At 49.3% G+C, this 26,185-nt stretch carries 21 protein-coding genes and 1 pseudogene; 5 read left to right on the forward strand and 17 right to left on the reverse strand.

All coding sequences use genetic code 11. The features are described 5' to 3' along the window. Nucleotides 1-474: 474 nt before the first annotated feature. Both cas2 and cas1 read right to left on the reverse strand, forming a co-directional pair. Nucleotides 475-768 carry a CRISPR-associated endonuclease Cas2 gene (cas2, locus tag DO97_RS10535; RefSeq protein WP_036533193.1) on the reverse strand — a complete coding sequence of 98 codons (294 nt, stop codon included), beginning with the start codon at nucleotides 766-768 and terminating at the stop codon, nucleotides 475-477. A gap of 10 nt (nucleotides 769-778) precedes the next feature. Then, nucleotides 779-2,441, reverse strand: a pseudogene (cas1, locus tag DO97_RS31085) (type I-MYXAN CRISPR-associated endonuclease Cas1). A gap of 40 nt (nucleotides 2,442-2,481) precedes the next feature. Here cas1 and DO97_RS10545 point away from each other — a divergent pair. Beyond that, the gene (locus DO97_RS10545) at nucleotides 2,482-3,024 is read left to right on the forward strand and encodes a Uma2 family endonuclease (RefSeq protein WP_036533196.1); all 543 of its coding nucleotides are present in this window, start codon (nucleotides 2,482-2,484) and stop codon (nucleotides 3,022-3,024) included. A 48-nt stretch (nucleotides 3,025-3,072) separates the two neighbouring features. Here DO97_RS10545 and cas5 read toward each other — a convergent pair whose 3' ends face one another. The 13 genes from cas5 to DO97_RS10605 all read right to left on the reverse strand — a co-directional run bounded on the left by cas5 (nucleotide 3,073) and on the right by DO97_RS10605 (nucleotide 17,848). Beyond that, nucleotides 3,073-3,750 carry a type I-MYXAN CRISPR-associated protein Cas5/Cmx5/DevS gene (cas5, locus tag DO97_RS10550; RefSeq protein ID WP_036533198.1) on the reverse strand — a complete coding sequence of 226 codons (678 nt, stop codon included), beginning with the start codon at nucleotides 3,748-3,750 and terminating at the stop codon, nucleotides 3,073-3,075. Beyond that, nucleotides 3,747-4,754 (reverse strand): DevR family CRISPR-associated autoregulator, encoded by a 1,008-nt coding sequence (locus tag DO97_RS10555; protein ID WP_036533201.1) that lies wholly within the window; start codon nucleotides 4,752-4,754, stop codon nucleotides 3,747-3,749. The genes cas5 and DO97_RS10555 overlap by 4 nt, the downstream gene beginning before the upstream one ends. Before the next feature lie 12 nt (nucleotides 4,755-4,766). Further along, a complete protein-coding gene (gene cas8a1, locus DO97_RS10560) occupies nucleotides 4,767-6,341 on the reverse strand; it encodes a type I-MYXAN CRISPR-associated Cas8a1/Cmx1 (RefSeq protein WP_036533203.1) in 1,575 nt (524 codons plus the stop codon). Beyond that, nucleotides 6,332-6,757 carry a hypothetical protein gene (locus DO97_RS25055; RefSeq protein WP_204368567.1) on the reverse strand — a complete coding sequence of 142 codons (426 nt, stop codon included), beginning with the start codon at nucleotides 6,755-6,757 and terminating at the stop codon, nucleotides 6,332-6,334. Before DO97_RS25055 ends, cas8a1 begins: the two co-directional genes overlap by 10 nt. A 37-nt stretch (nucleotides 6,758-6,794) precedes the next feature. After that, entirely contained in the window at nucleotides 6,795-8,837 is a 2,043-nt protein-coding gene (gene cas3, locus DO97_RS10565; RefSeq protein WP_204368568.1) for a CRISPR-associated helicase Cas3', read from the reverse strand. Beyond that, a complete protein-coding gene (cas6, locus tag DO97_RS10570; protein ID WP_193365071.1) occupies nucleotides 8,834-9,460 on the reverse strand; it encodes a type I-MYXAN CRISPR-associated protein Cas6/Cmx6 in 627 nt (208 codons plus the stop codon). The genes cas3 and cas6 overlap by 4 nt, the downstream gene beginning before the upstream one ends. Before the next feature lie 184 nt (nucleotides 9,461-9,644). Beyond that, on the reverse strand, nucleotides 9,645-9,848 hold the full coding sequence (locus DO97_RS10575; protein ID WP_036533205.1) for a hypothetical protein: 204 nt from the start codon (nucleotides 9,846-9,848) through the stop codon (nucleotides 9,645-9,647). A gap of 330 nt (nucleotides 9,849-10,178) precedes the next feature. Beyond that, nucleotides 10,179-10,496 (reverse strand): DUF433 domain-containing protein, encoded by a 318-nt coding sequence (locus tag DO97_RS10580; protein WP_036533207.1) that lies wholly within the window; start codon nucleotides 10,494-10,496, stop codon nucleotides 10,179-10,181. Then, on the reverse strand, nucleotides 10,477-10,680 hold the full coding sequence (locus tag DO97_RS24635; protein ID WP_036533210.1) for a hypothetical protein: 204 nt from the start codon (nucleotides 10,678-10,680) through the stop codon (nucleotides 10,477-10,479). Before DO97_RS24635 ends, DO97_RS10580 begins: the two co-directional genes overlap by 20 nt. Nucleotides 10,681-10,701: 21 nt before the next feature. Then, the gene (locus tag DO97_RS10590) at nucleotides 10,702-11,316 is read right to left on the reverse strand and encodes a Uma2 family endonuclease (RefSeq protein ID WP_036533212.1); all 615 of its coding nucleotides are present in this window, start codon (nucleotides 11,314-11,316) and stop codon (nucleotides 10,702-10,704) included. Continuing rightward, nucleotides 11,313-12,290, reverse strand: a complete 978-nt coding sequence (locus DO97_RS10595; RefSeq protein WP_036533215.1) for a helix-turn-helix transcriptional regulator — start codon at nucleotides 12,288-12,290, stop codon at nucleotides 11,313-11,315. The genes DO97_RS10590 and DO97_RS10595 overlap by 4 nt, the downstream gene beginning before the upstream one ends. Nucleotides 12,291-12,491: 201 nt before the next feature. Further along, nucleotides 12,492-13,445, reverse strand: coding sequence for a response regulator (locus DO97_RS10600; protein WP_036533217.1), 954 nt, complete (start codon nucleotides 13,443-13,445; stop codon nucleotides 12,492-12,494). Further along, on the reverse strand, nucleotides 13,442-17,848 hold the full coding sequence (locus DO97_RS10605) for a response regulator (RefSeq protein ID WP_052128619.1): 4,407 nt from the start codon (nucleotides 17,846-17,848) through the stop codon (nucleotides 13,442-13,444). Before DO97_RS10605 ends, DO97_RS10600 begins: the two co-directional genes overlap by 4 nt. A 21-nt stretch (nucleotides 17,849-17,869) precedes the next feature. On the opposite strand from DO97_RS10605, the gene DO97_RS23890 reads away from it, so the two are divergent. The 4 genes from DO97_RS23890 to DO97_RS10620 all read left to right on the forward strand — a co-directional run bounded on the left by DO97_RS23890 (nucleotide 17,870) and on the right by DO97_RS10620 (nucleotide 21,801). Continuing rightward, nucleotides 17,870-18,052: a hypothetical protein gene (locus DO97_RS23890; RefSeq protein WP_156120526.1), complete on the forward strand. Its 183-nt coding sequence runs from the start codon at nucleotides 17,870-17,872 to the stop codon at nucleotides 18,050-18,052. Nucleotides 18,053-18,398: 346 nt separating this feature from the next. After that, complete coding sequence (locus DO97_RS10610) at nucleotides 18,399-19,742, forward strand: efflux RND transporter periplasmic adaptor subunit (protein WP_036533220.1); 1,344 nt, start codon at nucleotides 18,399-18,401, stop codon at nucleotides 19,740-19,742. Nucleotides 19,743-19,758: 16 nt separating this feature from the next. After that, nucleotides 19,759-20,976 carry an ABC transporter permease gene (locus tag DO97_RS10615; RefSeq protein ID WP_036533222.1) on the forward strand — a complete coding sequence of 406 codons (1,218 nt, stop codon included), beginning with the start codon at nucleotides 19,759-19,761 and terminating at the stop codon, nucleotides 20,974-20,976. Nucleotides 20,977-21,081: 105 nt separating this feature from the next. After that, entirely contained in the window at nucleotides 21,082-21,801 is a 720-nt protein-coding gene (locus DO97_RS10620; protein WP_036533224.1) for an ABC transporter ATP-binding protein, read from the forward strand. Here DO97_RS10620 and DO97_RS20975 read toward each other — a convergent pair. Beyond that, a complete protein-coding gene (locus tag DO97_RS20975) occupies nucleotides 21,798-24,416 on the reverse strand; it encodes a PAS domain S-box protein (RefSeq protein ID WP_052128620.1) in 2,619 nt (872 codons plus the stop codon). The two genes, DO97_RS10620 and DO97_RS20975, sit on opposite strands and share 4 nt — an antisense overlap. A gap of 10 nt (nucleotides 24,417-24,426) precedes the next feature. Beyond that, the gene (locus DO97_RS10630; protein ID WP_052128621.1) at nucleotides 24,427-25,860 is read right to left on the reverse strand and encodes a cache domain-containing protein; all 1,434 of its coding nucleotides are present in this window, start codon (nucleotides 25,858-25,860) and stop codon (nucleotides 24,427-24,429) included. Nucleotides 25,861-26,185: the final 325 nt, after the last annotated feature.

Consider the following 26,185-nt stretch of genomic DNA (forward strand, 5'->3'; position numbering starts at 1 on the left):
TCAGAGGTTTAGCAGTCGCACCACTACGGTGGTGTTAATTGAGGCAACCGTGCTCAACGCCTTACGGCATCAGAGGTTTAGCAGCCAACCTTCCAAGTCGATACGGGCGGGAAAAGTATTGTGCTCAACGCCTTACGGCATCAGAGGTTTAGCAGGCAGGCTGAATTGTCAATAGGCGGGCTTCCAGGGGGTGCTCAACGCCTTACGGCATCAGAGGTTTAGCAGTCCGATCCTTGAAATCCCTGCTGGGAGGGCTTTCTCAGCAAGTTTAACAAGTAGGTTGCTGTAAATCCTGGAAAATACATTCTCGGCTAGTCTTATCACTATAAGCTGTACCGCGATCGCTTGCTGGGAAAGGGGTTCCGAACTTGCAAGTATCTCCCAAGGGTAGAGAGGAGGTACAAAGCCTCTCTGGATAAGGATTACACGGTTCGGAACCTAGTGAGATGCTGATACAAACACCGATGCTTGAATTTAGATCACTCGATGGCCTGGTGCATCATCACACCATGCTTCGGGACGATTACATTTCTGGATACGCTCAACACAACGATGGCAAAGCCCAGCCAACAGCAGTCGATCCTCTGCAACCAGGATTTTCTCTAACTCCCACCGCAATTTTTCGCGATCGCGCTGAGTTAGCCAACAGCGAAAAATAGAATATTGCAGCGACTCTCCATAGCCCTGGAGTAGCTTATAGGCATTGCGCCAGCGTTTGGGATCGCGGATATCGTAGCAAACCAAGTACCAGTTTTTTGATTCAGACATTATTTTGATCTCATCGCAGAATCAATTGGGCAAAGAGTCCTCCTTCGTCGGACCATTCTTTTTCAAGCAGCCGTACTTCTAGTTCTATGAGCCGCCGATAGGTGAGGGAATATTCCGTCACAGGATGTTTCCAGGTTTCTGATCTTCGGCGTTCGTAAAGACTGACAAACTTGCGCCGACCCGTGTCACTTAACCAGACCTGCTGACCTCGCTCTTCAAAATCTGCCTGTACATCCCACTGGCCACGATTCACCGCCGCCAAGACCACCATATCCACGAGCGGTACTCTGAAAATCTCCATTAGATCCAAGGCTAGCGGTGCCGCCTGAGAACGAGGTTGATGATAAAACCCCAGAGCTGGCTCCAGACCCACGGTGAGAATTGCATTCATCACATCCTTGAGTAGCAGGGCATAGCCAAAACTCAGCAGCGCATTGAAGCGATCGCGGGGTGGACGACGATTCCGATGCTCAAACTTGAGCTGCGGGGACACACCTTCAGCAATTAAGTGAGGCAAGGCACCAAAATAGAGGGCTGCCAGATTTCCCTCTACTCCCAGCAATGACTCCACTGACATCACCAGAGGGATTTGCTTCAGAACAGCCTTCATCTGAGAAATTGCCTGTTTCAGCAATACTGGTACTTCTGCCCGCCCCCGTTGTCCCCGCATCAGGAACTTACGTTGCCCTTGGCCGCGACAAATAACCAGTTTGCGGGCGAGGTGCAAACACATCTCAGGGTTACTCAGGGCATCATACTGACGAATCCGGCGCTGAATACTGCCCTGGCGACCATCAAAGCTGCCTAGGTAGCGACCCCCACCAGAAATGAAATGTACCCCAATTCCCTGGTCAGCACAAAAGTGCAGCGCCTGGGTAGAAATTTGGGAATAGCTGTGTAGTACCACCTGACCGACCTGACACACCGGGATCGTTTTCCACGGGTTGATCTCTGCGGGTAATCTTGAGTTGCTCCCCCGTCCGACCGATGCAGGTTCCTGGCTCCAAAATATGCAGGATCTGGCGATCGTCGTCTTCTGGGAACAGGCGTATCGGCTGCCACTCGCGGTCATGGGCAAGTCGGGATTCTTCAGGCAGACAGACAGGAGACAGGGAACACCGAGCACAGAGCCGCTCATTTTCGGTCACAGGGGGACGGTAAGCAGACTGCCGCAGCAGTTGTGCCTGTTGAATGGCAGTTCGAACCGCTAACCGCCCTGGATCATCTAAGGGGACATGGACTAATACGTTATCAGCGTGATAGCGAATTCGGCCTTCGGGAATCGGGATTCCCAGTGCCAATTCAATCAAGTATGCATAGGCTAAGATTTGCAGGCGATCGCTCTCCCAAGCTTGGGGTTGATTATTCTCATCGCGGTAACAGCGTCCTCGCTTGTGCTCATAGGGAATCACCTGGCCATCACGAGTCCGCAGGGCATCCACCCGCCCCCGTAGTCCCAGTTCTGCGCTTTCTAGGAGCAGGTCTTCCCAGTCCTCGTCTTCTTGTTTTTCCAATTCGACATGTAGTCTGCGCCCAGCAAATACGGCAGCATCCTGGGTGTAAAGTTCTTCCACTTCTTCCAGGTAAAACAGGCGAGGGCAATAAGCAAGGGCATGGAGGGCAGAGACACGGATCGTGTCCTGCTGCATGGCAGGAGTTTCTAGGGTAGGCATAGTAGATTAGCGGTAGGGTTGAAGGTTTAAAGGAGAAAGAATGTCTCTAACCATCCAAGATCTGGAAAAAATACAGTCAGAACACCCCGACTATCGAATGGAGTTAGTGGATGGGGAAATTATTGTCATGAGTCCCTCTGGTTATGAATCAGAAGAGGTGGCGACAGGATTTGCGGCTGAGTTGTTGAAGTGGGTAAAACCGCGCAAGTTAGGGCGTGTAGTTGGCTCTAGTGCTGGGTTTACCCTGCCTAATTTGGATTTGAGAGCACCGGATGTTTCCTTTGTGTTCGCTGAACGGTTGCGCCGCAGTCCGCGATCCTTTGCAGAGTTAACCCCTGATTTAATCGTCGAAGTCAAGTCTCCGGGCGATCGCCTGAAGAAACTCAGAGCCAAAATCGATGAGTTTTTATCGTTCGGAACCAAGGTTGGAATTCTGATTAATCCAGAAAATCACACTGTTGAGGTTTACCGCTCCGGTCAAGGGGTCATCACTCTGGGAGATACAGAGGTGCTCACGGTGCCAGATTTGCTGCCCGGTTGGCAAGTGGCGATCGCTGATCTCTGGGCACCAGAGTTTGATTAAGTTTTTGTAGAAAGTGTTCAACGCCAACGGCATCAGAGGTCAATAGCATCAACGAGGATCGGCAATCAAAGTGAATTTACTCGCTTCTGGCTCTCCATCAATCATAGAAGGAGAGTGATCAAACTGATATCTTTGCCAGCGTGTGTGCAATGACCCAACGTGATCAACCCACACAGGTAACTCAATTTGCCCATTCTCTTGGGGGATTAGCCAATGCCATCCGCTGAAATCCTCATTATGTTGTTTGTACTGCTGGTTCAGTTTTAGTAGATCGCCGATTAATGAAATATCGTTAACTGCATCATCACTGAGTCCTAGACTGACAACGCCTGTACGCTCAATTCGTTCAGGTGTATCTATCGCCTCAATCACGCGAGATTCAAGCGATATATTCCCTTCTTCCTTGCTACTGTCTATCCAGCAGAGAAATTCAATGCCACACAATGTTTCAATGAAATCGGGAGCATTGCCCAACTTAGATTGTTTACTTGCCACCCCATACTTGTAACGACTCAGTTTTCGTAGTGTTGTTGCAATTTTGGGTTGACAAGCATAGGCAAAAGCCAGTTGAACACCCGCATGTCGTGCTCGAAAGTATTCGCCTACCAAGGAAAGTAGCATTCCGTAGACTGTAGCTGGTGGAGGAAAGGGGTAAGTTTCAGCTAGCGATCGTGCATAGGACTTCCGAAAGCTGGCATAGGGTACTTCAACATGCAATGCAATCATGCTGACTTGTCTCCAGATTTATCTTCAGAACCGACAGCTACATCCTTGTATGTCTCTCCAAAAGCAGCAATACGCTTGCGGGCTTCATTTGCGGCAGCATTCACGCCCTTCAAAACAGTAACTTTTAAATCTGCTAACTTTTTGCCCTCTTCCGTCAAAGCCACTGCACCCCCAATAATTAGCTCATTGGCAGGAATATCACCTGCTTCAACTCGCTGAATCAAACGCTCGATGGTGTAAGTGCGATTTTCCTCATCATGCTCAAAGCAATTTTGGATTTTAGAAGCATGAGCATGGGTCACTCGCAATACAACAGATGCTGGAGAAAAGTCATAAGCAAAACGGCTATGGTTTCCGGCAACTGGTGGAGGATCGATAATGGCATCAATCAGACTGCTGATGTGTGTTTTCTTAATAACATCACCCAGATTCAATCCAAAGCTGTATTGGTACTCAGTGGTATGCATTTCAGCGCTGTAGAGGGAAAGCTGTCCCTTTGTCTTTTCTCCACTCACACAGTTGAAGGACACTTCACCTCGATAAGGACGTAAACTGATGGCACGACCAATAGCCAGTGGACTTTGACGCTTGGTAGTCTTGCCCTTTGGTTTCTCCTTCTTCTTATTTTTAGGTGTTTCGTTGCCTTCCTCAACTTCCACCTCGTCTTCTTTTTCCTTGGCCGCTGCTTCAGCATCCATGAAACCCATTAAGTCGTCATCAATAAAAACGTTTCCTGTTTCAGGATTCCAGTCTTTGCGTTTTTCATCCATGTAACCTAATTTGCCAGAAGACGAATCATAGCTGCGATTGACAGAACCTGTGTCTTCTAACTGAAAACGGTAGCGCAAAGCAAATCTAATCGCCTCAGCCGAAACGCTAGTATGTAAGTCATCCTGATGAAATACCTTTTGCAGTGTGGTGGTGTTGCCAATATTGTCCCCTCGGTTATTTGCAGCGACTGCCTCACCTGTCAAAATCGTGCCATAGAGATAATGCGTTGCCATGGGTTGTTCTCCTTATTTTTGAGTTGATTGAGTATTTGATCCGTTGTCTCCTACATAGCTGAGCAGGGCAAACAACAGTAGATTTTGAAACCGATCAAAGTAGCGAGGACTGAAGATAAACGCTCGAATGCGATCTGCATCCTCTCGAATTGGAGCTAAGGATGCTCCTTTTGTGGCATCAGCACAAAATCTGAGAAACCAGCCTGCCAAGGCAGCAGGGGTTTTCGTCCGCAAGATTTCATTGCGAATTTTTTCCCGACGCACCTCCATCAGTCTTTCAAAGTTGAGATGATTGTTCTCTGCTCGTTCTCCAATCTGTCCCATGGTCATCCTCCAAGCTTGTTGAAATGCTTGAATAATTGCCTTGTCATCGTCATCCTTGATAACTTTTGCCATTTGATTCAGTCCTGCTCTGTGATACGACATTTGATTGAAATCCTTTTTCTCACTCACTAGCTCTTGAAAGTGAGCACACCAGTGTCTTTCCGCTGCTAGATTTGCTGCAATTAACTCTGGCACTGGGCTATTGGGTAAAGCAAAGCTTCTACCATCAGCAGTTTTTATCAATTTGCTGCGACCAAGGTATTGCTTAGCCGTCCGGAAAATCTTGATTTCTGGATAGCTTCCGTGTAACCTGACGCTAATACTGCGGTTAATTTGGTTCTTATCCCAGGCAACTTTACCCATTGCGATCGCCTGACATCCAGCAATGCCAGAGCTTGAGCTTTTGGCAATTTTACTAGCTTCCAAATCTGCTAAAAAACTCAAGGCTGCTTCTTCTGCACCACCAACAACTCGTCCCAGATAGGTAAAACTAAACAACTCCTTCCGCTTCTCAGCATTAGTAGCAGGCAAAAATTGGATGGCATCGGAAAAGTCCAGCAGATTTGTCACTTCAGGCACAACTACACAAGCCTGAGCTTTTTCCTTTGCAGTTCTGTCAGCTTTCCCTCTGTAAGTCCTAGGACGCAGCAGAAATACCACACAACTGACCATGAGATAGAGCAGCAGGAATGCTTCTTCTGGAGTCGCTTGTAGAGATTTTCTCCCCGTCATCGCCCCAGGAATAACTGACTGAGGAATAGTAGCGATAGCAGGTAAAAATCCTCTCTCTCCTTTTTTTAATTCATCCAGTAATCCTGTTCCCTGCGCTTTTTGATGAGCATAGCTATTTACCGCCTTGTAGGAAATTTGATCGCAACCGTCACCATCGACGGATTTAAGAGGAAAAGTACGTGTTCCCTTCTCTCCAGGCCGCATCTTGTTATGTTGCAAAAAAGTCAGGCAAAGTCCTTCATGAACTGCTAATCTGAGATCAACTGCATCTTCACCAATAAACTGTCCTGGCAGGTGAATTAGTTTATCTTCTGTTAGCTTGAAAGAAGCTTCAAGAATACGTTGTATGGCATCTTGAGCAGAAATGCTTTCATCCCAGGTGATTGTTACACCATCGGCTGTAAGAGTAGGCTGATGAATTCCTGCTGGAAGGTTATTATCCCAAGACTGAATCGTAGCAGCTAATCCCCCCAGTGCCGCTCGGTGATAAATCGTAAAATTTGGGTCATTCAGTCGGTAAGTTAACGCCATTTTGCTCCTGTTCCCTCCCGTGTCTCCTCGTTGTAGTCGTATACGATGTCTTCGTCTGCTACTCGAATGCCGCCAACCCGGTCATTCCATTTCAAAGCTTGTTCTCGAATAGGAATTGAAACCTCATGTTTGCGTATCCAATCTTGATTTGGATCTTGGGTAGGCTTACTTTTCTTCCACTCGTCCAAATCCTGACGAAGAATGACTGGCATGGTATAGCCTTCGCCACGAGTCATGCCAGGTCGGGTGCGCCATAGACCAGATTTTTTGGGTACGCCAAAGAAACAGGCTCGTTCTTCGGCTTTAGCATAGTCATATTCAGTCACCTCGCATATTGAATTAAACTGATTTGTCAGATCTTTTTGATGCAGTGGTTTATTCAGTGCAGTGAGTTGCTCAATCCAGGTTTGAGCCATTGCTAAATCTCCTAAGTCGTAAGGCAAAACTTCAGATTCAGCGATCGAGCAAATCATTGCCCATTTGGGTTCGCCTGGGTTTTTCAGGAGTTGCGCGGCGATTCAAGCGTCCCATTCGCTGAATTAGGGATGGCACTGGAGCAATATCGGTGATCAGCAAATCAGCGGATAAATCCAGGCTCATTTCTGCCACTTGAGTTGCCACCAAAAATGCAGCTTGACCATCCTGGTTGAAATTATCAATTACCTGTCTATGTCGATGGCTACGATCTTTGTAACGTAGACGTGAGTGATAAACATTAATTGAAACACCAGCAAAGTCTGGATTGGTTTTAGCTTTGTGTTTTGCCTGGTGGTAAATATCATTTGCCCAATCCACACGATTACGCACCCACAGCACCTTACCTTTGCCAGCAAGACATTTTTGAACAGCTTTCCATATTGCGTCATCAGAAGATGGATGTTGAATGTGATACCGTTCCAGGGTTTCCAATTTTGGTGGCCCTGGAATAATTTCTAAATCAGGGCGAATCTTTTGAATAGCCTGACGACGAGATTCTGGCAAGGAAGCTGTCATTAATAGCACAGGTAAATTGGGGAAATTTTTGATAAAGACCAGCAAGTGTCCAAACAAATAATCATCAAATGCATGAACTTCATCAAAGACGATCGCTGACTGCATAATGCTTGGAAAGCTATAGATGGCTTTACGAGCATTTGCCATCAATCCCAACACGGTATCAGTGGTTGTAACCACTAACGGGGTACTCCACAAAGCTAATGCTTCAATCTTGTCTCGTTCAGCTTCAAGAGCACTTTGAGCCACTTTTGTTTTTGCTCGATGGGTATCCTCCTCATTAATGGCTTCCTCTTGAACAGCGGTTTCTGCCATCGTTTCCAAATCAACCGATGAACGAGAATGAGTTAAGCTCAATTGATCCACCGGAATTCCAGACTCTAGTGCATAATCTTTGAAATGTTCGGTTGTAGTTCCTGTGGTAGGTAAGCAGAAAAACAACCGAAAATTTGTGCGATCTTCCTGCTGGAATTGTTCACACCATTTACGTGCCCATAAATACGCAGCAAGACTTTTACCAGAGCCGCAACCCGCTTCTGCTAACGTGAGTCGCTTTCCAGAGTTGGCGACATTTAATTGAAAATCTCGCACTATAAATCCGTCTGGTAAGCGAGATAGATCAAGATGCTGATTATTATTTGGATTAGCTTTTTTCCAAGCTTTCCATGCCCAGCCATGAATTAAATGTGTCAAATCTCTTGACTGAAGACCCTTTGAGAGATCAGTAGTAACAAATTCCTGTAACGAGTATCGGTCTGCTGATCGATGCTTTTTAGCTACAGCACTGGCAGCAACATCCGCTGCAATTCCAAACGCTTTGACTATGGCGATAAATCGGCGCTCTTCTTCTCTAGCAAAGTTTTGTTCTTGTTTCGTGAACTCTAACTTAATTTGTTGCAAGGCTTGCTCAGCAATGAAATCAGCATCCTCGTCATCCAAATCAATGGTTAAATCAGCCTTAAAAAGTGGAGGTTCGCCTAAATCAAGCCCCAAGGATTTAAAATGCAAAGACATCTCCTGCAAAATGCTTTGGAAGTCAGGATGGGAGACACAAACTGTAAGTGTGTTTGCTTGCCGAGGAACTGTAGATTTTTCAAATTTACGGTGATGTCCCATTGCCCCCCAAATTGCTGGGAGTCTAGATGATCCCAAAGGCTCAATCCATTTTTTTAAGCGTGGTTCTAGGCAAAACATTAGCCCAGAAATCACCTCATGCCTTAGCAGTTGGCTCATTTCAGGATTAGACAACATTTCCTGAAAGTGACTACTAGCTTTACCAGTATCTTGTATCCATCCATTTGTTACGAGTGTTTTAGTGAACTCATCTAAGCGTAATGGAGGGAGTCCAGCATTAGCAAGTGCGATCGCTCCAACCATTATTGCTAATGCATTACAGGCTTCTGCTACATCACGGCTGTGCTGAGTTAACAATGCATAGTCAGGAGGTTCCTTATATTTTTTCCGGTCATAAGACTTTGCCAGTAAGCGATAGGGGTTATTCATGCTTCGCCTCTAAATGGCACAAAAACACCACATCCCATTCGATGCTTACCACCAATTCCAGCGACTTGAAGTTTAATTGAATCTTCTGCTGTGAGATTTTCAACTACCACCCCAAACCCAACCACAGTAAAGGATTTGATTTTAATTGTTTTTCGATCTGGTTCTTCCTTTTCATTTAGTGGAATGGATGCCACACCGTTAATATCTAGTAATTGAAGTTTATATTTCGCAGCTTTCAGAAAAGCTTCTGCATCTTGAAATCCTTTAATAACCACAATTCTTGCCTTTAAAATGTCTGCTGGTTGTAGGGTAAGAAATTGGGGAATACCTAGGCTAATACGATGATTACCAATAGTTAACTGTTTGCCAGCTAAGGTGAGAGATCGTGAAATCAAGTCAGGGTCATAAGGCAGTCGAATTCGCAAGAAGGATTTATCTTTGGTCAAGTAGATCCTGCCTCGTCGATCTGGAATACCAGTAATTGTCTGAATACTTACTCCTTCTTGCTCATGTAACGCTGGACAAATTTTAGAAATAGCACTATACAACCCATACCCATGATCCGCAGGCAACGTTTCGCCAATTACTCCAAAACTCAACTCCACATAAGGCGGCACCAACAAATCCACCCCAGATTTTTGGGATTCCACTGCTAGCATAATTAGTTGCTCCTGAAATTAGTCTCTACAAGATTTCTGAAGAGATAGCTCAACTTATAACTCTGAGCCAAAGAATTTTTTTAATTGCTCAACGCCCGAAGGCATCTAAGACTCAGTTCCCAAACTTTAATGGGGAACTATTTCAAATTTAAAAATCTACGTCAGCCAGCGAATTTGCATTTGCGGAAAAAGGATCAACTCGCCAGCGAAGCTCGTTTCGCTCTGAAAGTAGCGCTTCTATCTTTAACCTAACTTCAGCTTCTAGAGAATCAGATTGCTCCTGAAGCTTCTGAGCAACCTTCTGGAGCCTTTGCGCCTTTAAAAGCAGGGAAACAAAATCATTTTCGCCCACGGAGCCGTGTCCTTGGAATATGCTTGTTAATCCTAATGATAAGGTATCGCTAACCTTCTGTCAATGGAGACCCCAAGAACTGTAGAGTTGCTCTTCTCCTTAAAGTACAATGATCTGTGAGAACGCCGTAAGGCATCTAAGGTTGCTAGGCTGACTGCACAACAGAACACAGTTCTTGGGGTCTCGTGCTCAACGCCGTGTGACATCAAATTCATCATAGGTCTCCACTTCATAGTTTTTCTAAGCTCAACTCGAAATTCATCCTCCCAACATCAAAATCTCTGCTGCCATTAGTCTTAGCTCAGGGAATAGAGCAGATGCGATCGCTATCTACAACACTCCCTGTGCTTTCATCCGGAGATAGAAGGGCGATCGCTGCGCCGTGGACTGATCATTCTGTAGCTGTTGTCGCTCTGCCCGAATTTCTTGATCAATCTCTGATGGGTGGTCAAAGTAGTAACACATGGCTGCATGGGCTTCCGCAGGTTTGAGATAGATATGTTGACGGCACATTTCATCAACAGACCAACCGTAAGCTAAGTAATCCATAACAATGTGGGCAACACGGATACGGGGATGGCTGATCAGGTGAGCGGATTCCCCATCGTGGGTGTGTAGGTGTGGATAGTTATGTCGATCGTTGTTCATTAGGCATCCTCCCTGAGCCTTGAATCAAGGCTTGCAGATTTACCTTGTCATTCAGCGCGATCGCGCTATACAGCCCATAGCCATGATCCGCAGGCAACGTTTCCCCAATCACTGCAAAACTTAGCTCAACGTAAGGCTGAAACAGAGAGCCTTGTTCAATTTTAGAAAATTCTGTGGTTACCATAATCTTTCAATCTAGCTTGTGTTAGCGATCGCCTGTTTGTAAAATCTTGTCTGTGCTGAGTTGCAGTTCTGGGAAGATGTGCGATCGCAGTATTTCCCCAACTCGAAACTGCTGAAGCTGATACAACCCATCTACCAAAGTGTAGACACTCACTGTCGGTTGCTTTGGGGAACCAATAAACCGCCGTCCACCCAATGCTCGAAAATCCACAATCCAATATTCTGCAATTTCCAACGCCTCATAATCCTCAAGCTTGCGGGCATAGTCATCGTGCCAGTTCGTACTCACTACCTCCACAATCAATTGGGCAGATTTGCCGCTGGTAATCGTCGAAGCTGTCTTCCACAAAAGTTCAGCCCCAAGTTGAGCACGATCAAGCACAATTACATCTGGGATATAGGCATCCAAATTACCCGCTGGCTTGACACAACAGGTATTCGGAATAAACCAATTCAGATTCAGCCGTTCAATTTCTCGATCAATGGCTCGAATGATTTGACTTGCCACATCCTCATGGTCGCCGCTAGGTCGCACCTCTATCACCTCTCCATTAATCAGCTCATAGCGTCCACCGTCTGCTGGATACCCGCTCAAAAACGCTTCAAACGTCGTCCCCTTCTGAATTGCTTGAATCATGACTTTGCCTCCTGATAGTGACACTTCATCATCGATACCTCATCCCTAACCAACTGCACCAGCTCCAGTGGCTCCCGCACGATCGCGCCCTTTCCATAGCCCAACACCCACCGCTTCAAATCCTGCAAACCCCTGACCGTCATGCAGAGCGTCAGCGAACCATCGGCATGTTCTTGAATTTCCTGGGTAGCGTGCCATCGGCGCTCCCGAATATAGGGTGAAGTTTTCGCATCAAACCAAATCGCCACAGGCTGCGGCAAGCCGCCTGCTTCATGCTGAAAAATCATCTCCAGATGATCCTTGGCATCAAAGGTTGGGTCAGGTACAAACGTTTCCTTCAACACCTGAAGTTGCGTAATCCGATCGACGCGAAACCAGCGCACCTCTTTGCGGGTGTGGCAATAGCCAATGACATAAGGATTGGTACCCCGGTAAATATGAAGCACATAGGGGTCGATCTGGCGATCAGAGGTAGCATTACGACCTGCCGTGTAGTAGGTCATTTGAACTGTCTTATGGGTTTGACAGGCATCCTCTAGCTGATGCCAGACATTGGGGTCTAGATTGATTTCTGCCCCGGATCGAAACAAAATCCGCTCATCCGCAATTTGTTGCAGATCCACCCAGGTCTGTTCAGGCAATCGTTCCCCCAGACGGGCGATCGCCGAGCGCAACTCCCCCACATAGGCTGAACCAGCATACGCCTCCAACATCCTGGCTCCCAGCGTTAGGGCAAACAGTTCCCCCTTGCTCAGCGTAATGGTCGGCAACCGCCAATCCGAATCCGTGTAGTGATAGCCCTTAGCCTTACTCCACTCCAAAGGAGCAAAGTAACGATCGCGCAGGAAATTCAAGTCATTCCGAACTGTTCGTTCGCTGACTTCCAGTGCTTCCGCTAGATTCTCCGCTGTTTGACGAAGGGGCAATCTCAGGAGGGCATCTAGTTGCAGTAGCCTTTCCAGGTGGCGTGACATAGGATTTATCAGGTTGATGTAGCTACAGCTTAAGCAACCACCCCTGCAAAAATGCTTCCGGGTAGCAACAACTTTGCAGATTTTTTTGAATGCTGGTATTAGGACTTACTCATTGGCAGAAGTAGCAAGGTATGAAGTCAGACAAGAATCGGTTTGGAGAGGTTTTCCAAAATGAATCACTCCAGATGTCGATGGGAAATCTTAATCCTTGACAATCACAGGTAACATCTCAATACGATTACGACCTCCGGCCTTGGCTGCGTAAAGTGCCTGATCGGCGGTGCGAATTAAATCCTTCGGACTCAATTGAAAATCGGGGATAGTGGTGGCAATCCCCAGACTCAATGTGACAAAGGCATCAACCGAAGATTGATTATGTAATAGTTGTAGCGATCGCAGTTGTGATTGAATCTCTTGGGCAATGTGGCTGGCTCCTGCTGCATCGGTACAGGGAAGGATGACGACAAACTCTTCCCCACCATAGCGACACACTAAATCTGATGGGCGTTTGACTGTTTGGGCAATGGTTCGCGCTACCTGTTGCAGACAGAGATCTCCGGCTTGATGACCATAGGCATCGTTGTAGCTCTTAAAAAAGTCAATGTCACACAGAATTAAAGAGAGAGGACGTTGCTCTCGTGTCAGGCGTCGCCATTCTTTGTTCAGGTATTCATCAAAGCGCCGCCGATTCGCCACTCCTGTTAACCCATCCAGATTTGCCAGACACTGAAGTTCTTGGTTCGCTAGGGCTAGTTGTTCATAGAGATGGGATTGATGAATTAAGCGCCGCACTCGCTGCAAGAGGACAGCCCAATGAATTGGCTTGGTGACATAATCGACCGCTCCGACGGCAAAGGCGCGGTCAACCGACTGCTTGTCTTCCAGTCCTGTGATCATCAGTACGGGAACAGGTTGGGCTGTTGATAGTTGCTGGAGCTGGTGGCAACAGGTAAATCCGTCCATGGAGGGCATGATCGCATCGAGGAGCACAATGTCAGGATGGAATTGGAGATAGGCTGCCAGACATTCTTCACCATTTTTAGCTTCTGCAACCCGATAGCCCTCTTGCTCCATTGCTCGCCGGAGTTGGAGTCGGATCATCGGCTCGTCATCCGCAATCAGAATCAGCGGAGCCTGATCATCCGGCGGCTTCATAGAATCTCCTCTCCCGCGATCGCTGCCAGAGCGGAGGCACGTACTTCCTCCACAGCAACGCTGGTTGATTCATAGGCTGTCTCTAACTGCTCCATCAGTTGAGGATCAACGAGCAAATTCCCCGATAGGGCAATGATCTCTAATTGTTGACACAACGATGACAGCAGGGTTGCCCCCACGGAGGCACTGGTAGATTTGAAGGTGTGGGCAGCATAGTGGAGCTGCTTGGCATCCTGATTTTTCAGGGCTGTTTGCAGGGTTTGGAGTAATTCCGGTGCATTTTCTTGGTAAGTATCGAGCAGTTCGAGGAGAAATCCATCGGGATTCGTACCATCCAAACTGCGCATTTCCTCCAGTACCTGTGGGTCTAAAACAGCAACCCTGGGCTGCGGTCGCTCCGGAACTGTGGCTAGGTTAGTGGGTAGCGTGTTGGCCGCAGGAGCGATAATGCCCATCATCGTTGGAGGCTGACTGGGTTGACACTGTCTCAGAGCCGCGGCTAGTTCCTCCATCCGAATTGGTTTGCTGAGGTAATCATCCATGCCAGCGGCCAAACATTCTTCCCGATCGCCCTGCATTGCATTTGCAGTCATGGCAATAATCCGGGGGCGAGAGGCCGCAGCCCAAGTCTGACAAACCTGGCGGGTGGCAGTCAGTCCATCCATCTCGGGCATTTGGACATCCATCAACACCACATCATAGGTTTGACGATGTAAGGCATCTAGAACCTCTAGCCCATTGCCGACAACATCAGCTCGATACCCCAACCGCTGAAACATGGAAAGGGCAACCTTCTGGTTGACAACATTATCTTCTGCCAGCAAAATTCGCAGGGGCAGTCGATCTGCTAAATCCGCGTCCAGCAGCCCCTTATTGGCACGCTCCAACCGGGCTTTGATCGGTTGTGAGCCTAACACCCGCGTCAACACTTCATAAAGATGGGACTGTTTAACGGGTTTGGTTAAGCAGGCTGCAAAGTAGTCTAGGGCGGCGGTCGTCATCTCCGGTTTCCCCAGAGAACTCAGGAGCACCAAGGGTAATTGCTGATAACCAGAGTACTGACGGATCTGGGCTGCCAGGGTCAAGCCATCCATTTCTGGCATCTGCATGTCGAGAATTGCCAGATCAAATCGTTCCCCTTGGTGGAGGCACTCCAGCGCTTCACTCCCTGAGGCTACCACCTGGGCTTGCATCTCCCAGGATTGCGCTTGTAAACGCAGAATCCGGCGATTGGTGGCATTGTCATCCACAATTAACAGCCGTTTACCAGTCAGTTGGGGGAGGTATTGGCTATGAATCGTGGTCACGCCATCGGTGGGCGATCTGAGCACCACGGTGAAATAAAACGTGGAGCCACTCCCCCCCTCTGAGACGAGGGGGGTCTCGCTCTGGTCTGCCACCCAATCTGGGGGAGGGTTACCGCCAACCTGTCCTTGACTGATCACCCACAAATGCCCCCCCATCATTTGACTGAGGCGTGTACTAATTGCCAGTCCGAGTCCCGTGCCTCCGTACTGGCGAGTAGTGGAGGAGTCAGCCTGACTGAAGGGTTTGAAGAGCCGATGCAGGCGATCGGGGGAAATGCCAATTCCCGTATCTCGGACGATAAATTGCAGTTTGTAGTGCGGTAGGTCGGCAGCATCCCCTAAGGGAGTCGCATCTACCGTAATCACCACTTCCCCCACCGACGTAAATTTGACGGCATTGCTGATCAGATTCACCAGAATTTGCCGCAGCCGGGTGGCATCCCCCATCAAGGACGCTGGCACCTGGGGATGGATCAAATAGGCCAACTCAATGCCTTTGGTAGCGGCCTGGGGAACCAAAAGATCAATGGCTGCTTCAAGGCAGAGTCGCAAATCAAAGGGCTGCTCCTCTAGATCCAGCTTCCCAGACTCAATTTTTGAGAAGTCAAGGATGTCGTTGATAATCGCCAAGAGGGCATCGCCACTACTGCGAATCGTCTCCACAAAGTCCTGTTGCTGGGGTGTCAGCTCCATATCCAGCAGTAACCCGGTCATGCCGATCACTGCGTTCATGGGAGTGCGGATTTCATGGCTCATCATCGCCAGAAAGTCACTTTTAGCACGATTGGCAGCTTCCGCCTCCTGCTTGGCCTGCTCTAGGGCGATGGTTTTTTCTAGGAGTTCCTGCTGACGGCGCGTTTCTTGCTCTAAGAGCTGCGCTTGGGCGAGGGCAATGCCCATCTGGGCAGCAATCATCTCCAGGAGGTTGATCTCGTCGCCTGACCACTGACGGTAGCGATCGCACTGATGCAAGCCAATGATGCCATTGGGAATCCCCTGGTAAGAGGTACGCACCGTCAGCATGGATTTCAACCCCATCTGCTCACAGAGGGTCTGAGCCTTTTCTAACAGCGGTTCCCGATAGACATCAGGGGAGACCACCGCCTGGTCCTGGCTGAGGACTTTGAGGGCGTGGGGGTTCTGAAAAACAGGGATTTCGAGATCGCTGATCGACGTAGAACCATCTGCCAGATACTCGGCGGCCAACGGAATGCTGGGGTGTGGCTCGGCGATGTAGGTATGGATCAGGCAACGACTGGTGGCCAATGCCTGACCAATCTGGGTAGCAGCAGTGGTAAAAATCCGCTGAGAATTGAGACTGCCGCGAATCGCTTCGGTGATCTGCCGCTGCAGCAACGCCTGTTGAAATTGCAGCTTCAAGGTGGCTTCAGCTTGCAGGCGCTCGGCTTCGCGTTGTTTAGACTCGCTAATATCCGTTTGAATCCCCACGTAGTGGGTCAAGGTGCCGCCGGCATCATAAATCGGCGAGATATTGAGCTGATTCCAAAACGGTGTCCCGTCTTGACGATAGTTTCGCAGCGTGACTTGACAACTTTTCCCCTGGCGCAGGGCTGCTCGCAGTTCCTCTAATGCGGGTTGGCTTGTGTCTGTTCCCTGAAGAAACCGACAGTTACGCCCAATCACGTCGGCGGCGGCATAACCCGTGATCTGCTCAAACGCTGGGTTGACGTAGGTGATCGGATGATGGGGTTGTCGCAGATCGACAATGACAATGCCGTTACTGCTCCCTGCGATCGCCCGGTCTCTGAGGCGGAGGGCTTCCTCTGCTTGTTTACGCTCCGTAATATCATTGGCAATGCCCATGTAGCCCACAATGGTTCCACTGGCATCGCGTTGGGCTGTGATCGTCAACAGTACGGGGAATCGAGACCCATCCTTGCGCACGTAGGTCCATTCCCGTTCATCAACGATGCCCTGTCGGGCTTTAGCCACGAAGACCTCGAATCCGGGTGTCACGTCTACCCCTAATTCTGCCGATAACTCCCGTGCCCGCTGCTGAATTTCAGCGGGGTCATGGATAATGGCGGGGGTCACTTGACCGATGACTTCGGTGGCTTTATAGCCTAAAAGCCGTTCAGCCGCAGCATTAAAAACACAGATGATCCCATCTTCTGTAACGGCAATGATGCTATAGGTGGCACTGTCGAGGAGCAGTTGCTGAAAGTTAGCAATCCATTGCAGGGCAAGTTCTGCCTGTTGACGCTCAACCATTTCAGCTTCTAGTTGGCGCGTTCGTAAGCGGGCGGTTTGGGCAAAGTAGACGGCGATCGCCAACACCCCAGCGATTAACCAACCACTGGCCAACACAACGGTGGGCAGTGGGGAGTGATTGTGGGCAAAGAAGTGATCCGTCGGTGAGACGCGCAGTTGCCATTGCGCCCCATAGAGAGCAATCGGGCTAATTTCCTGCCAGCCTATCCGTCGGGTTTGTCGCCCCAAATTGTAGCTATAGATGATCTGCTGATCCTCTAAAAGCAGAATCTGATAGTCTTGCAGGGTTGTCGAGTCGAGCAACCCATTGATTAAAGCTTCGATGCGGAAGACGCCAACAATAAACCCCTGGGATGTCCGATCTTGAAACAGGGGAACCAGCGCTAGAAATCCCCACCCCTCTGGCACAAAATCCATCGCTTCGAAGACAGTAATCTGTCGGGTCTTTTGAATGGTGTCCAATTGAGTACGGCGGTGCCCCTGCCAATTCAGGTTCAGGTTGTTGAGTTTTTCATTCCCTACAAGGGGATGCACCCAACGCACCTGCCGACTGCCATCGGCCCACAGGATTGCCTGATAGCCTCCTAGATCTTTGATAAAAGAGGCTGCTTCTAATTTCCACAGATCCCTAGGCATGCCACCTCTCGCCTCCCAACGCTTACCCATGCGCGCCAAGGCCAGAATCCGATTGGAGATATGTACGGATATATCATTCTTGAGGGTAGTGGTTTCCAAGCGCACCAAGCTGTGCAATCGATTCGTTTCTTGGTGCTCCAATTCCCACCACATGGCTGAGGAGGCTGCCCCGATGCCACAACCGACTAAAATCGGTAGCAAGAGTCTGCTGACCTGTCTTTGGTTCATATATATCAGCCAGTGCTAGTGATGATGCTGACTCTGCTTACCCATGCTGAGGCTGTCCCTCTCAGCCAATCCCAAGTCTGCCTCTGCACAACCGCCCCCCTGAACCTCGGCATTCCGGGAACCAACTCTCTGAGTAGGAGAACCGATGGTCTTCGACCGACCTTTGGCCATCGCTATCCAAGTCGCTTCACCTGGAGTCGGTGACGATACCTTGATGGCTCCATACCGATGGCAGCAGGTTGCAGTTTTAACGAGTTAGATCATGTTGATCCTACTATCTTCAAGTTATGCCTAAAGTGTAAAAAATGGATGGGCAGAGATCCCAGGTTTACCAAGATTTCACCTTCATCGCCCTCAATGTGGGCAATCCGTGAACCTGATCTGTCGCTGATCAGCATCAAGGTTACCTGCGATCGCCGCCATGACATCTCCCCCTCTCTGATCAACCTCCTCAGCCACGGCTTGATTTGTTAAAGTAAAGAAACGTAAAAGTTTCTAAGCCAAGGGGTAGACCGTCTATATACGTTGACGCTAGTGATAGGTAAAGCAGATGCAACTTCCCCTGATTGGCAAAGTGAATCATCCGCTTCCCTGGGTTGCTGGGTTGGTAGCAGCTGGGGTGATTTCAGTGGGAGTGATGGGACTCGTAATTTTCCGCCACAGTGCGCCGAAACTTGACCTCGCCAAACTGACAGTGCCCGTTGTCGCCCAAGATCTGACAGTACGGATCTCAGCCAGCGGTACCGTCGTGCCGCGACAGACGGTGAATCTCAGCCCCAAAACGTCGGGACGGCTGGCGAAACTGTATGTGGAGCAAGGCGATAGTGTCCGCCAGGGGCAGATCATTGCCCAGATGGACAATGAAGATGCGGCAGCGCTGCTGGCTCAAACCAAAGGTAGCTTTGCCAATGCCATGGCCCATTTAGCCGAGATCAAAGCCGGGAGCCGTTCCGAGGAAATTGCCCAAGCCCAGGCCGCGGTGCAGCAAGCCCAAGCCCAGGTACGAGAGGCCGCCTCTCGTCTAAATTTAGCCATGGAGCGGGTGCGACGAAATAAACTATTAGCCGCTGAAGGGGCGATCGCCCGCGATCGCTTAGATGAAGTATTAAATGAATCGCGCAATGCCCAGGCGGGTCTCGATTTGGCCCAAGCACGGGTCAAGGAAACCCAAGAGCGCCTAGACCAGACAGAGGTAGGCAACCGCCGGGAACAGATCGACCAAGCTCAAGCCCTGGTTGCAGAAGCCAGAGGCCGCTTACAGGCCATTGAAGTGCAAATGGAAGATACGGTGATCCGCGCCCCCTTTGACGGTGTGATTACCCAACGCTATGCAGACCCCGGTGATTTTGTCACTCCCACCACCTCAGCCTCTAGTACCGCATCGGCTACCTCCTCCTCGATCGTGGCCTTAGCCAGTGGTCTAGAAGTGTTAGCCAAAGTGCCGGAAGTAGACATCAGTCAAATTCGCGTCGGCCAACCTGTCGAAATTTCAGCAGATGCCTATCCCACCCAGGTGTTTAAGGGCGTGGTGCGGCTGATTGCACCGGAGGCAGTTGTTGAGCAGAATGTCACCTCCTTTCAAGTGCGCATCGACATTCAAACTGGGCGGCAACAGTTGCGTTCCGGGATGAATGTGGACATGAGCTTTTTGGGCGATCGCCTAAAAAATGCTTTGGTAGTGCCGACCGTAGCCGTAGTTACCCAGGCGGGGCAACTCGGCGTCCTGGTGCCGGGTCGGGATGATCAACCTGAGTTCAAGCCCGTCACCACTGGCCCCAACATTGGCAACCAAATTCAACTATTGGGGGGAATTCAAGCGGGAGAGCGGGTGTTTGTTGAATTACCTGCGGGCAAGAAACTGGAAGATTTCACCAAAACCAAACAACTGGAATAGTAGGGGCGGCAAGGGCATGGATACAGTTGAAAGCATCCGCATGGCAGTCAAAACCTTGACCGCCAACAAACTTCGCAGTTCCCTCACCATGCTGGGGATGATCATTGGCAATGCCTCGGTGATCGCCGTGATTGGCATTGGTCAGGGTGCCCAGCGTTTGGCAGCCGAACAGTTTGAAGCCCTTGGCCCCAATGTGCTGTTTGTGGTTCCTGGCACCCGTCAGGCGCGCAATCGCACCTTTGAAATCCCAAAGACCTTGGTGCTGGCCGATGCTGAGGCGATCGCCGCTCAGGTGCCCTCAGTCAAAGGCGTTGCCCCCCAACTGCAAAGTCAACTGACTATTACCTATCGGGGGCGAAATATTACCAACTTGGTAGTCGGGACGACGCCACAATTTCTGCCAGTTCGCAGCTTCGATGTTGCCAGGGGTCGGTTTATTACGAATCTAGATATTGAACGCAATAACCAGGTGGTGATCTTAGGCCCGGATTTAGCCACCAGTTTATTTCGAGGGGCTAATCCCATCGGCCAGACAATTCGGATTAAAAATGTTGCCTTTAATGTAATTGGGGTGATGCGTCCTAAAGGAGCCTTTTTGGGCAGTAACCAGGATGATGTTGCCTACGTACCGATTTCCACCATGGCGAACCGGGTGGTGGGTCGTACCTCTCCCTACGGTTTAGAGTTAACCTTTATTTCTGTTTCTGCCCAGAATCCTGAGAGTATTGGTGCTGCTGTGTTTCAGATTTCTAACCTGCTACGGCAGCGCCATAAAATCACGAATGAAGACGATTTTGCCGTCGATACTCAAAAAGACATCCTCAGCATTGTCGGTACCATCACCGGGGCGCTAACTCTGATGCTAGCGGCGATCGCTGGAATTTCCCTCCTCGTGGGCGGCATTGGGATTATGAACATCATGCTGGTATCGGTGACGGAACGCACCCAGGAAATTGGTCTCCGCAAGGCTATTGGCGCTTCTCAGCAGGATATTTTGGTGCAGTTCATGATCGAAGCCGTGATTCTCTCGGCGGCGGGTGGGTTGATTGGAACCCTCATCGGCTCTGGTGGAGTGCTGTTGGTGGCAGCCATCACCCCCTTAAAAGCGACGATCGCTCCGGTGGCGGTGGCTCTAGCAGTGGGAGTCTCAGGGGGCATTGGCCTGTTCTTTGGAGTCGTACCCGCTCGTCAAGCAGCACAACTTGATCCCATCGTGGCCTTACGGAGTAATTAAGACCCTGGCAATTTTTTAGATCCTTAAGCGTATTCAAGGAGATAGTTTTTTTAGGTTTTAACCGTTCACAAAATTCGTGATAGACCACAAGCGAGAGCAGATCCAATGACACAATCCACCATCATTCGCCTGGAGGATCTATCGAAAGTCTATGGCGAGGGCGAAACCCAGGTACGGGCGTTAAGTGAGATCAACCTCACGATTGAGCAAGGGGAATACTGCGCCATTATGGGAGCCTCTGGTTCCGGTAAGTCAACGTTGATGAACATGATTGGCTGCCTTGATCGCCCCACCAGTGGTCACTATTACCTGGATGGCATGGATGTGGCTCAGTTGGGAGATCGCGACCTCGCCCATATCCGTAACCTCAAACTTGGGTTTGTGTTCCAGCAATTCCATCTCCTGCCGCAGCTGACGGCCCTGGAAAATGTCATGCTGCCCATGGTCTATGCCAATGTTGCCGCCGATGAACGCCAGCAACGGGCGCTGTCGGCTCTGAAGCGTGTGGGGTTGGGGCATCGTCTCTCCAATCGCCCAAATCAACTGTCGGGAGGACAACAACAACGGGTGGCGATCGCCCGCGCCATTGTCAATCGTCCCGTCGTCCTGTTAGCCGATGAACCGACTGGAGCCTTGGATTCCCACACCACACAAGAAGTCATGGATATCTTTGGGGAGTTAAATGCCAGCGGCATCACGGTGATTATTGTTACCCATGAAGTGGATGTGGCTCGTTGTACCCGCCGCGTGGTTTGGTTTCGGGATGGTGAAATTGTCCATTCCCATCTCTCTCCCCTGGAGTTGGGGACAGTGGCCGTCCCCTAGTGGTTTGAGCAAAAGGCTCTCCTAGCAATAAAAGCGCTGCATTTTTTCAATGCCGCAATCAGTTCTGCGATCTGAATCGGCTTGCTGACGAAATCATTCATGCCCACGGCGAGACAGGCTTCGCGATCGCTCACCATGGCATTCGCTGTCATAGCAATGATGTAAGGGCGAATATTTTCCGGGTAGAGCCTACAAATTCGAGCGGTGGCTTCCATGCCATCCATTTGTGGCATCTGCACATCCATGAGAATCAGTTCATAGGGTTGACGTTCCAACGCTGCTAAGACTTCTACTCCATTGGTGGCAATATCTGCCCCATATCCCAACCGCTTGAGAACTTGAATGGCAACTTTTTGATTGACGCGATTATCTTCCGCCAGCAGAATTCGCAGGGACGATTCCCTGGCAAGCAAAGTTGTGGCTTGAGTCCCTGAATAGGAAGAAGTTTGTGGGCTGAGTTCATTGACAGAAGCGGCGGCCATGGTCAGGGTGAAGTAAAAGCTGGAACCTTGAAGAAACCCACAGTCTGGCTCAGAAACCCAATCCACAGGCGGATCACCCCCTAGATGTCCGAGGCTTTCAACCCAGATGGTGCCTCCCATTAACGCTACCAACCGCTTGCAAATCGTTAAACCCAGGCCGGTACCACCATACTTGCGACTAATGGAAGCATCGGCTTGAGTGAAGGGTTGAAATAACTTATGCAGCTGATCGCTCCGAATCCCAATCCCTGTATCTTTAATCGCAAATATGAATTCATATTTTTGCGGCTGTTCATCGGCGATAACGCGATGACTCACTGAGACTAAAACACGGCCATTTTCAGTAAATTTAATTGCATTGCCAACGAGGTTTAGAAGTATTTGTCGTAGCCGAGAACTATCTCCAACTACCACAGCAGGGGTGTCAGGAGAATTAAAATATTGGAGATCAATTTCCTTGTCTAAGGCTTGCTTTCTCAGGAGATTACACACGGATTTGATCATATCTTCCAGCACAAAAGTGCTTGCTTCTAGCTCTAAATTCCCAGACTCAATTTTAGAGAAGTCAAGAATATCATTAATAATGGTCAATAGGGCATCACCACTTTCCCGAATCGCTTGTACATAGTCCTGTTGTTCGGTTGTGAGGGTTGTGGTAGAGAGTAATTGTGCCATCCCATTCACCCCATTCATCGGGGTACGAATTTCGTGACTCATGTTGGCTAGAAACTCACTCTTGGCACGGGTTGCTGCCTCGGCAATTTCCTTTGCCTGAGCGAGGGCGATCTCTGCTTCTTTGCGATCGGTGATATCTAAGGCGGTTCCAAAAAGTTTGATCACCCGTCCCTCGTCATCCAGTTCGGCCTCTCCTCGCCCGAGAAGCCACCTCACGTAGCCATCAGGATGGATGAGTCGATGCTCGATTTCGTAGGGAGTTCCTGTGATGATTGCCTGTTCAACCATCTGAGTTAGTTGAGCCAGATCCTGAGGATAAATTAGCTGTAGATAGTCTTCATAACTGGGTTCAGGTTGGCTGGGGTCAAGTCCATAAATCCTGAATAGTTCCTCTGACCAATTGATTTTCTGAGTGGCCGGATCGTATTGCCAACTACCCAGATGGGCGACCCGCTGAGCAATCTGCAAATTCTTTTCACTTTCTTGTAAGGCTATTTCTGCTTGCTTGCGTTCAGCTTCGCTGCGTTTACGTTCGCTAATATCACGTACATTGACAACCACCCCAGATATGGTGCCATCAAGCTCGGTATAGGGGACATAGGTGACGCTGACAAAGCGCCCACCACTCTGATAGTCGTACCAGCGCTCGTAATGGACAATCTCTCCATTGAGGCATCGATCTAAACCCGGTTTTACCTCAGACTCAAACACATCGGCATCGACATGCTGAGCACAGGATTGTCCGATAAAATCCGCTAAGGACTTTTGATGCCATGCCAGATAGGATTGGTTGACGACCTGATAAATATAGTTGCGATCTAGTAGCAAAATTCCATCGGGGGTGGTAGCAATAATCCGCTCATACTGACGGAGGACGGCTTCGGTTTGCTTGCGAACAATTTCCTCTCGCTTCGCTTCGGTGATATCGGTTACCGAGCCAATAAATCCAATGACTTCCCCGGCTTCGTTCCGCTCTGTCACTGCCTGAGCCAACCCCCAGATCAGCGTACCGTCGGGATGAAGATAACGATGTTCAACTTTGTAGGTTGCCTCATGACCTCGCTTTGATGCTTCAACAAAATTAGACCAAACTGTATACATCCATTCCAAATCATCTGGATGTAAATACCTGCCCCAACCATCGCCTAAAATCTGTTCGAGGGGCAGTCCGGTAATTTGCTGAATTTTCTCGTTGGCATAATTGCAATTTCCTTGAGCGTCATTGTGAAAAATTCCCACCGGGCTAATTTCTGCTAGTAAGCGAAAGCGTTCTTCACTTTCTTTCGCTTCCGCTTCGGCGTGCTTGCGATCGCTAATATCGATATAGGCAATGACCACACCATACTGCACTAAAGGCATGGGAGCCGCACTGACACTCAGCCAGCGAATCGTACCATCCGATCTCACCACCCCCATTTCGACATCATGGATAAAGCGATGTTCTTGTAAGGCCCGCACACTCGGATATTCATCGGCGGCCAGAGGGGAACCATCCGGGTTTTTTCACCCCCTGCCAGTCAGGTGTAAAGTAGCTCCGTTCAGTTTGAGTTTGGGCATGAATTTCTAAGATCTGTTCGGCAGCCGGATTAGCTTCAATGATCCTGCCATGGGGATCTGTGATCGCCACCCCCAGGGGCAACGTTTGAAAGAGGGTTTGATATTTCTCTTTTGACTCTTGTAGCGATGCTTTGACTCGATCAAAGGATTGCCTCAATTGCATGGACATCCAGTTAAAGGAGGCCGCCAGGGTCTTGAGTTCGGCGATCGCCGTTTCCTCTGATAAGGTCCCCTGCCACTCCCCCCGCGCGATCGCCTGACTGGCATGATGGATGCGCAAAATTGGGCGAATAATCCAACTAGTAGTGAGGATGCCTATCCCCGTCGCCACCAGCAAGGTAAGGCCGCATAACAGAATTGTCCAGTGGGCATTCGCTTGGATTTCTGCCATAAAGTCAGACTCTGGCACGGTGACGACAATCAGCCAATCAATGCCATATTGATCCCGATAGGGAATGACTTGAATAAATACGGCTTCATCGGTGATCTCAACATGCAGTTGTTGACGGGCTTGGATCTGCTTAAAACTACCAAAGTTGGCAATTAATTGTTGAGCCGTTGACTGAATCATGGGATCAGAAAGTTCCTGCGGTCGCAGTCGCTGGGGTTTCCCGTGAATCAGCTTGTAAGCAGGCCGAGAACTGGAGTCAGCCACGAGCAATCCAGAACGGTCAACGATGAAAATTTTTCCTGAATTACCGACTCTGAGACTCTCTAAAAAATTACTAATTTTAGTCAGACTCAGATCGATGCCAATCACACCTGTCAGCCGGTGGGAGTCGTCAAAAATGGGGGCACTGGCGGAGATCGAAATTTCCCCCGTATTCCCTGCCCAGATGTAAATAGGAGTCCAGATTGGTTTGCCTGCAACGATCGTCTTTGTGAACCAGTCATCGGTGTTTGGATTCGGTTCTTTGAAAATTTTCGGGGGATAGGTGCGATTTCCCTGGGCGTCTGGAATATAGCTGTAAATAGTTCCACCCGTCTGCTGGGTGACTTCAGCGATTTCCAACTGACCATAGGCATAACCCGCCCCCAAGAAATCATTCTGAAGATTCCCATAGGTCATGTAGGTGAAATCATAGGTTTTTAATTGCTGCCAAAAATATTTCCCCAACCGTTGAAAGTCGTTGGGATTGATGAATCCAACCTTAATGGCTGCTAAATTAATTTGATTGAGACGTTGGGGAGCCTGTAAATAACTATTGAGATGTTGTTCAACGCGATCGCCAGTTTCTACCATCAGCCGACTGGCTAGTGCCTGCACTGCCTGGTGCCCACTCCGGTATGACAGATACCCAACCAGGCCTACGGCTGCGATCACTTGCACCAAAAACGGCACCATGAGTACCCATCTGAGGGGGATGTTAAAGAGAAGCGATCCCCTAGCGTCTATGGAGTTTCGCATCTTCAGTAGCCGCCTCAGTGAGTTCTGTGATCCCAAAGCATCTGCTTCTCAGGCCACCCTCTCTAACTGCATTAGAGAACAATCAAGAATTTCATGGAAGATTTGCTGCGGGTTCCCCAGCCAACTATCCTGGCACCCGCAGCACGCTCAGTAAATCCTGAAAATGGCAGCCTTAGTCGTCACTTTTCAGTCGATCTTACACCGCTTCAACAATCGCCGCCGAGGATAGCGGCGAAGCTGGGGATGATGTCACTGGGATTGA

The organism is Neosynechococcus sphagnicola sy1 (assembly GCF_000775285.1).
Lineage (GTDB): Bacteria > Cyanobacteriota > Cyanobacteriia > Neosynechococcales > Neosynechococcaceae > Neosynechococcus > Neosynechococcus sphagnicola.

What these genes read in the sequence shown, in the direction of transcription:
- cas2 (WP_036533193.1), bottom strand. Translation starts at nt 768, where the DNA reads ATGTCTGAATCAAAAAACTGGTACTTGGTTTGCTACGATATCCGCGAT.
- DO97_RS10545 (WP_036533196.1), top strand. Translation starts at nt 2,482, where the DNA reads ATGTCTCTAACCATCCAAGATCTGGAAAAAATACAGTCAGAACACCCC.
- cas5 (WP_036533198.1), bottom strand. Translation starts at nt 3,750, where the DNA reads ATGATTGCATTGCATGTTGAAGTACCCTATGCCAGCTTTCGGAAGTCC.
- DO97_RS10555 (WP_036533201.1), bottom strand. Translation starts at nt 4,754, where the DNA reads ATGGCAACGCATTATCTCTATGGCACGATTTTGACAGGTGAGGCAGTC.
- cas8a1 (WP_036533203.1), bottom strand. Translation starts at nt 6,341, where the DNA reads ATGGCGTTAACTTACCGACTGAATGACCCAAATTTTACGATTTATCAC.
- DO97_RS25055 (WP_204368567.1), bottom strand. Translation starts at nt 6,757, where the DNA reads ATGGCTCAAACCTGGATTGAGCAACTCACTGCACTGAATAAACCACTG.
- cas3 (WP_204368568.1), bottom strand. Translation starts at nt 8,837, where the DNA reads ATGAATAACCCCTATCGCTTACTGGCAAAGTCTTATGACCGGAAAAAA.
- DO97_RS10580 (WP_036533207.1), bottom strand. Translation starts at nt 10,496, where the DNA reads ATGAACAACGATCGACATAACTATCCACACCTACACACCCACGATGGG.
- DO97_RS24635 (WP_036533210.1), bottom strand. Translation starts at nt 10,680, where the DNA reads ATGGTAACCACAGAATTTTCTAAAATTGAACAAGGCTCTCTGTTTCAG.
- DO97_RS10590 (WP_036533212.1), bottom strand. Translation starts at nt 11,316, where the DNA reads ATGATTCAAGCAATTCAGAAGGGGACGACGTTTGAAGCGTTTTTGAGC.
- DO97_RS10595 (WP_036533215.1), bottom strand. Translation starts at nt 12,290, where the DNA reads ATGTCACGCCACCTGGAAAGGCTACTGCAACTAGATGCCCTCCTGAGA.
- DO97_RS10600 (WP_036533217.1), bottom strand. Translation starts at nt 13,445, where the DNA reads ATGAAGCCGCCGGATGATCAGGCTCCGCTGATTCTGATTGCGGATGAC.
- DO97_RS10605 (WP_052128619.1), bottom strand. Translation starts at nt 17,848, where the DNA reads ATGAACCAAAGACAGGTCAGCAGACTCTTGCTACCGATTTTAGTCGGT.
- DO97_RS23890 (WP_156120526.1), top strand. Translation starts at nt 17,870, where the DNA reads ATGATGCTGACTCTGCTTACCCATGCTGAGGCTGTCCCTCTCAGCCAA.
- DO97_RS10610 (WP_036533220.1), top strand. Translation starts at nt 18,399, where the DNA reads ATGCAACTTCCCCTGATTGGCAAAGTGAATCATCCGCTTCCCTGGGTT.
- DO97_RS10615 (WP_036533222.1), top strand. Translation starts at nt 19,759, where the DNA reads ATGGATACAGTTGAAAGCATCCGCATGGCAGTCAAAACCTTGACCGCC.
- DO97_RS10620 (WP_036533224.1), top strand. Translation starts at nt 21,082, where the DNA reads ATGACACAATCCACCATCATTCGCCTGGAGGATCTATCGAAAGTCTAT.
- DO97_RS10630 (WP_052128621.1), bottom strand. Translation starts at nt 25,860, where the DNA reads ATGGTGCCGTTTTTGGTGCAAGTGATCGCAGCCGTAGGCCTGGTTGGG.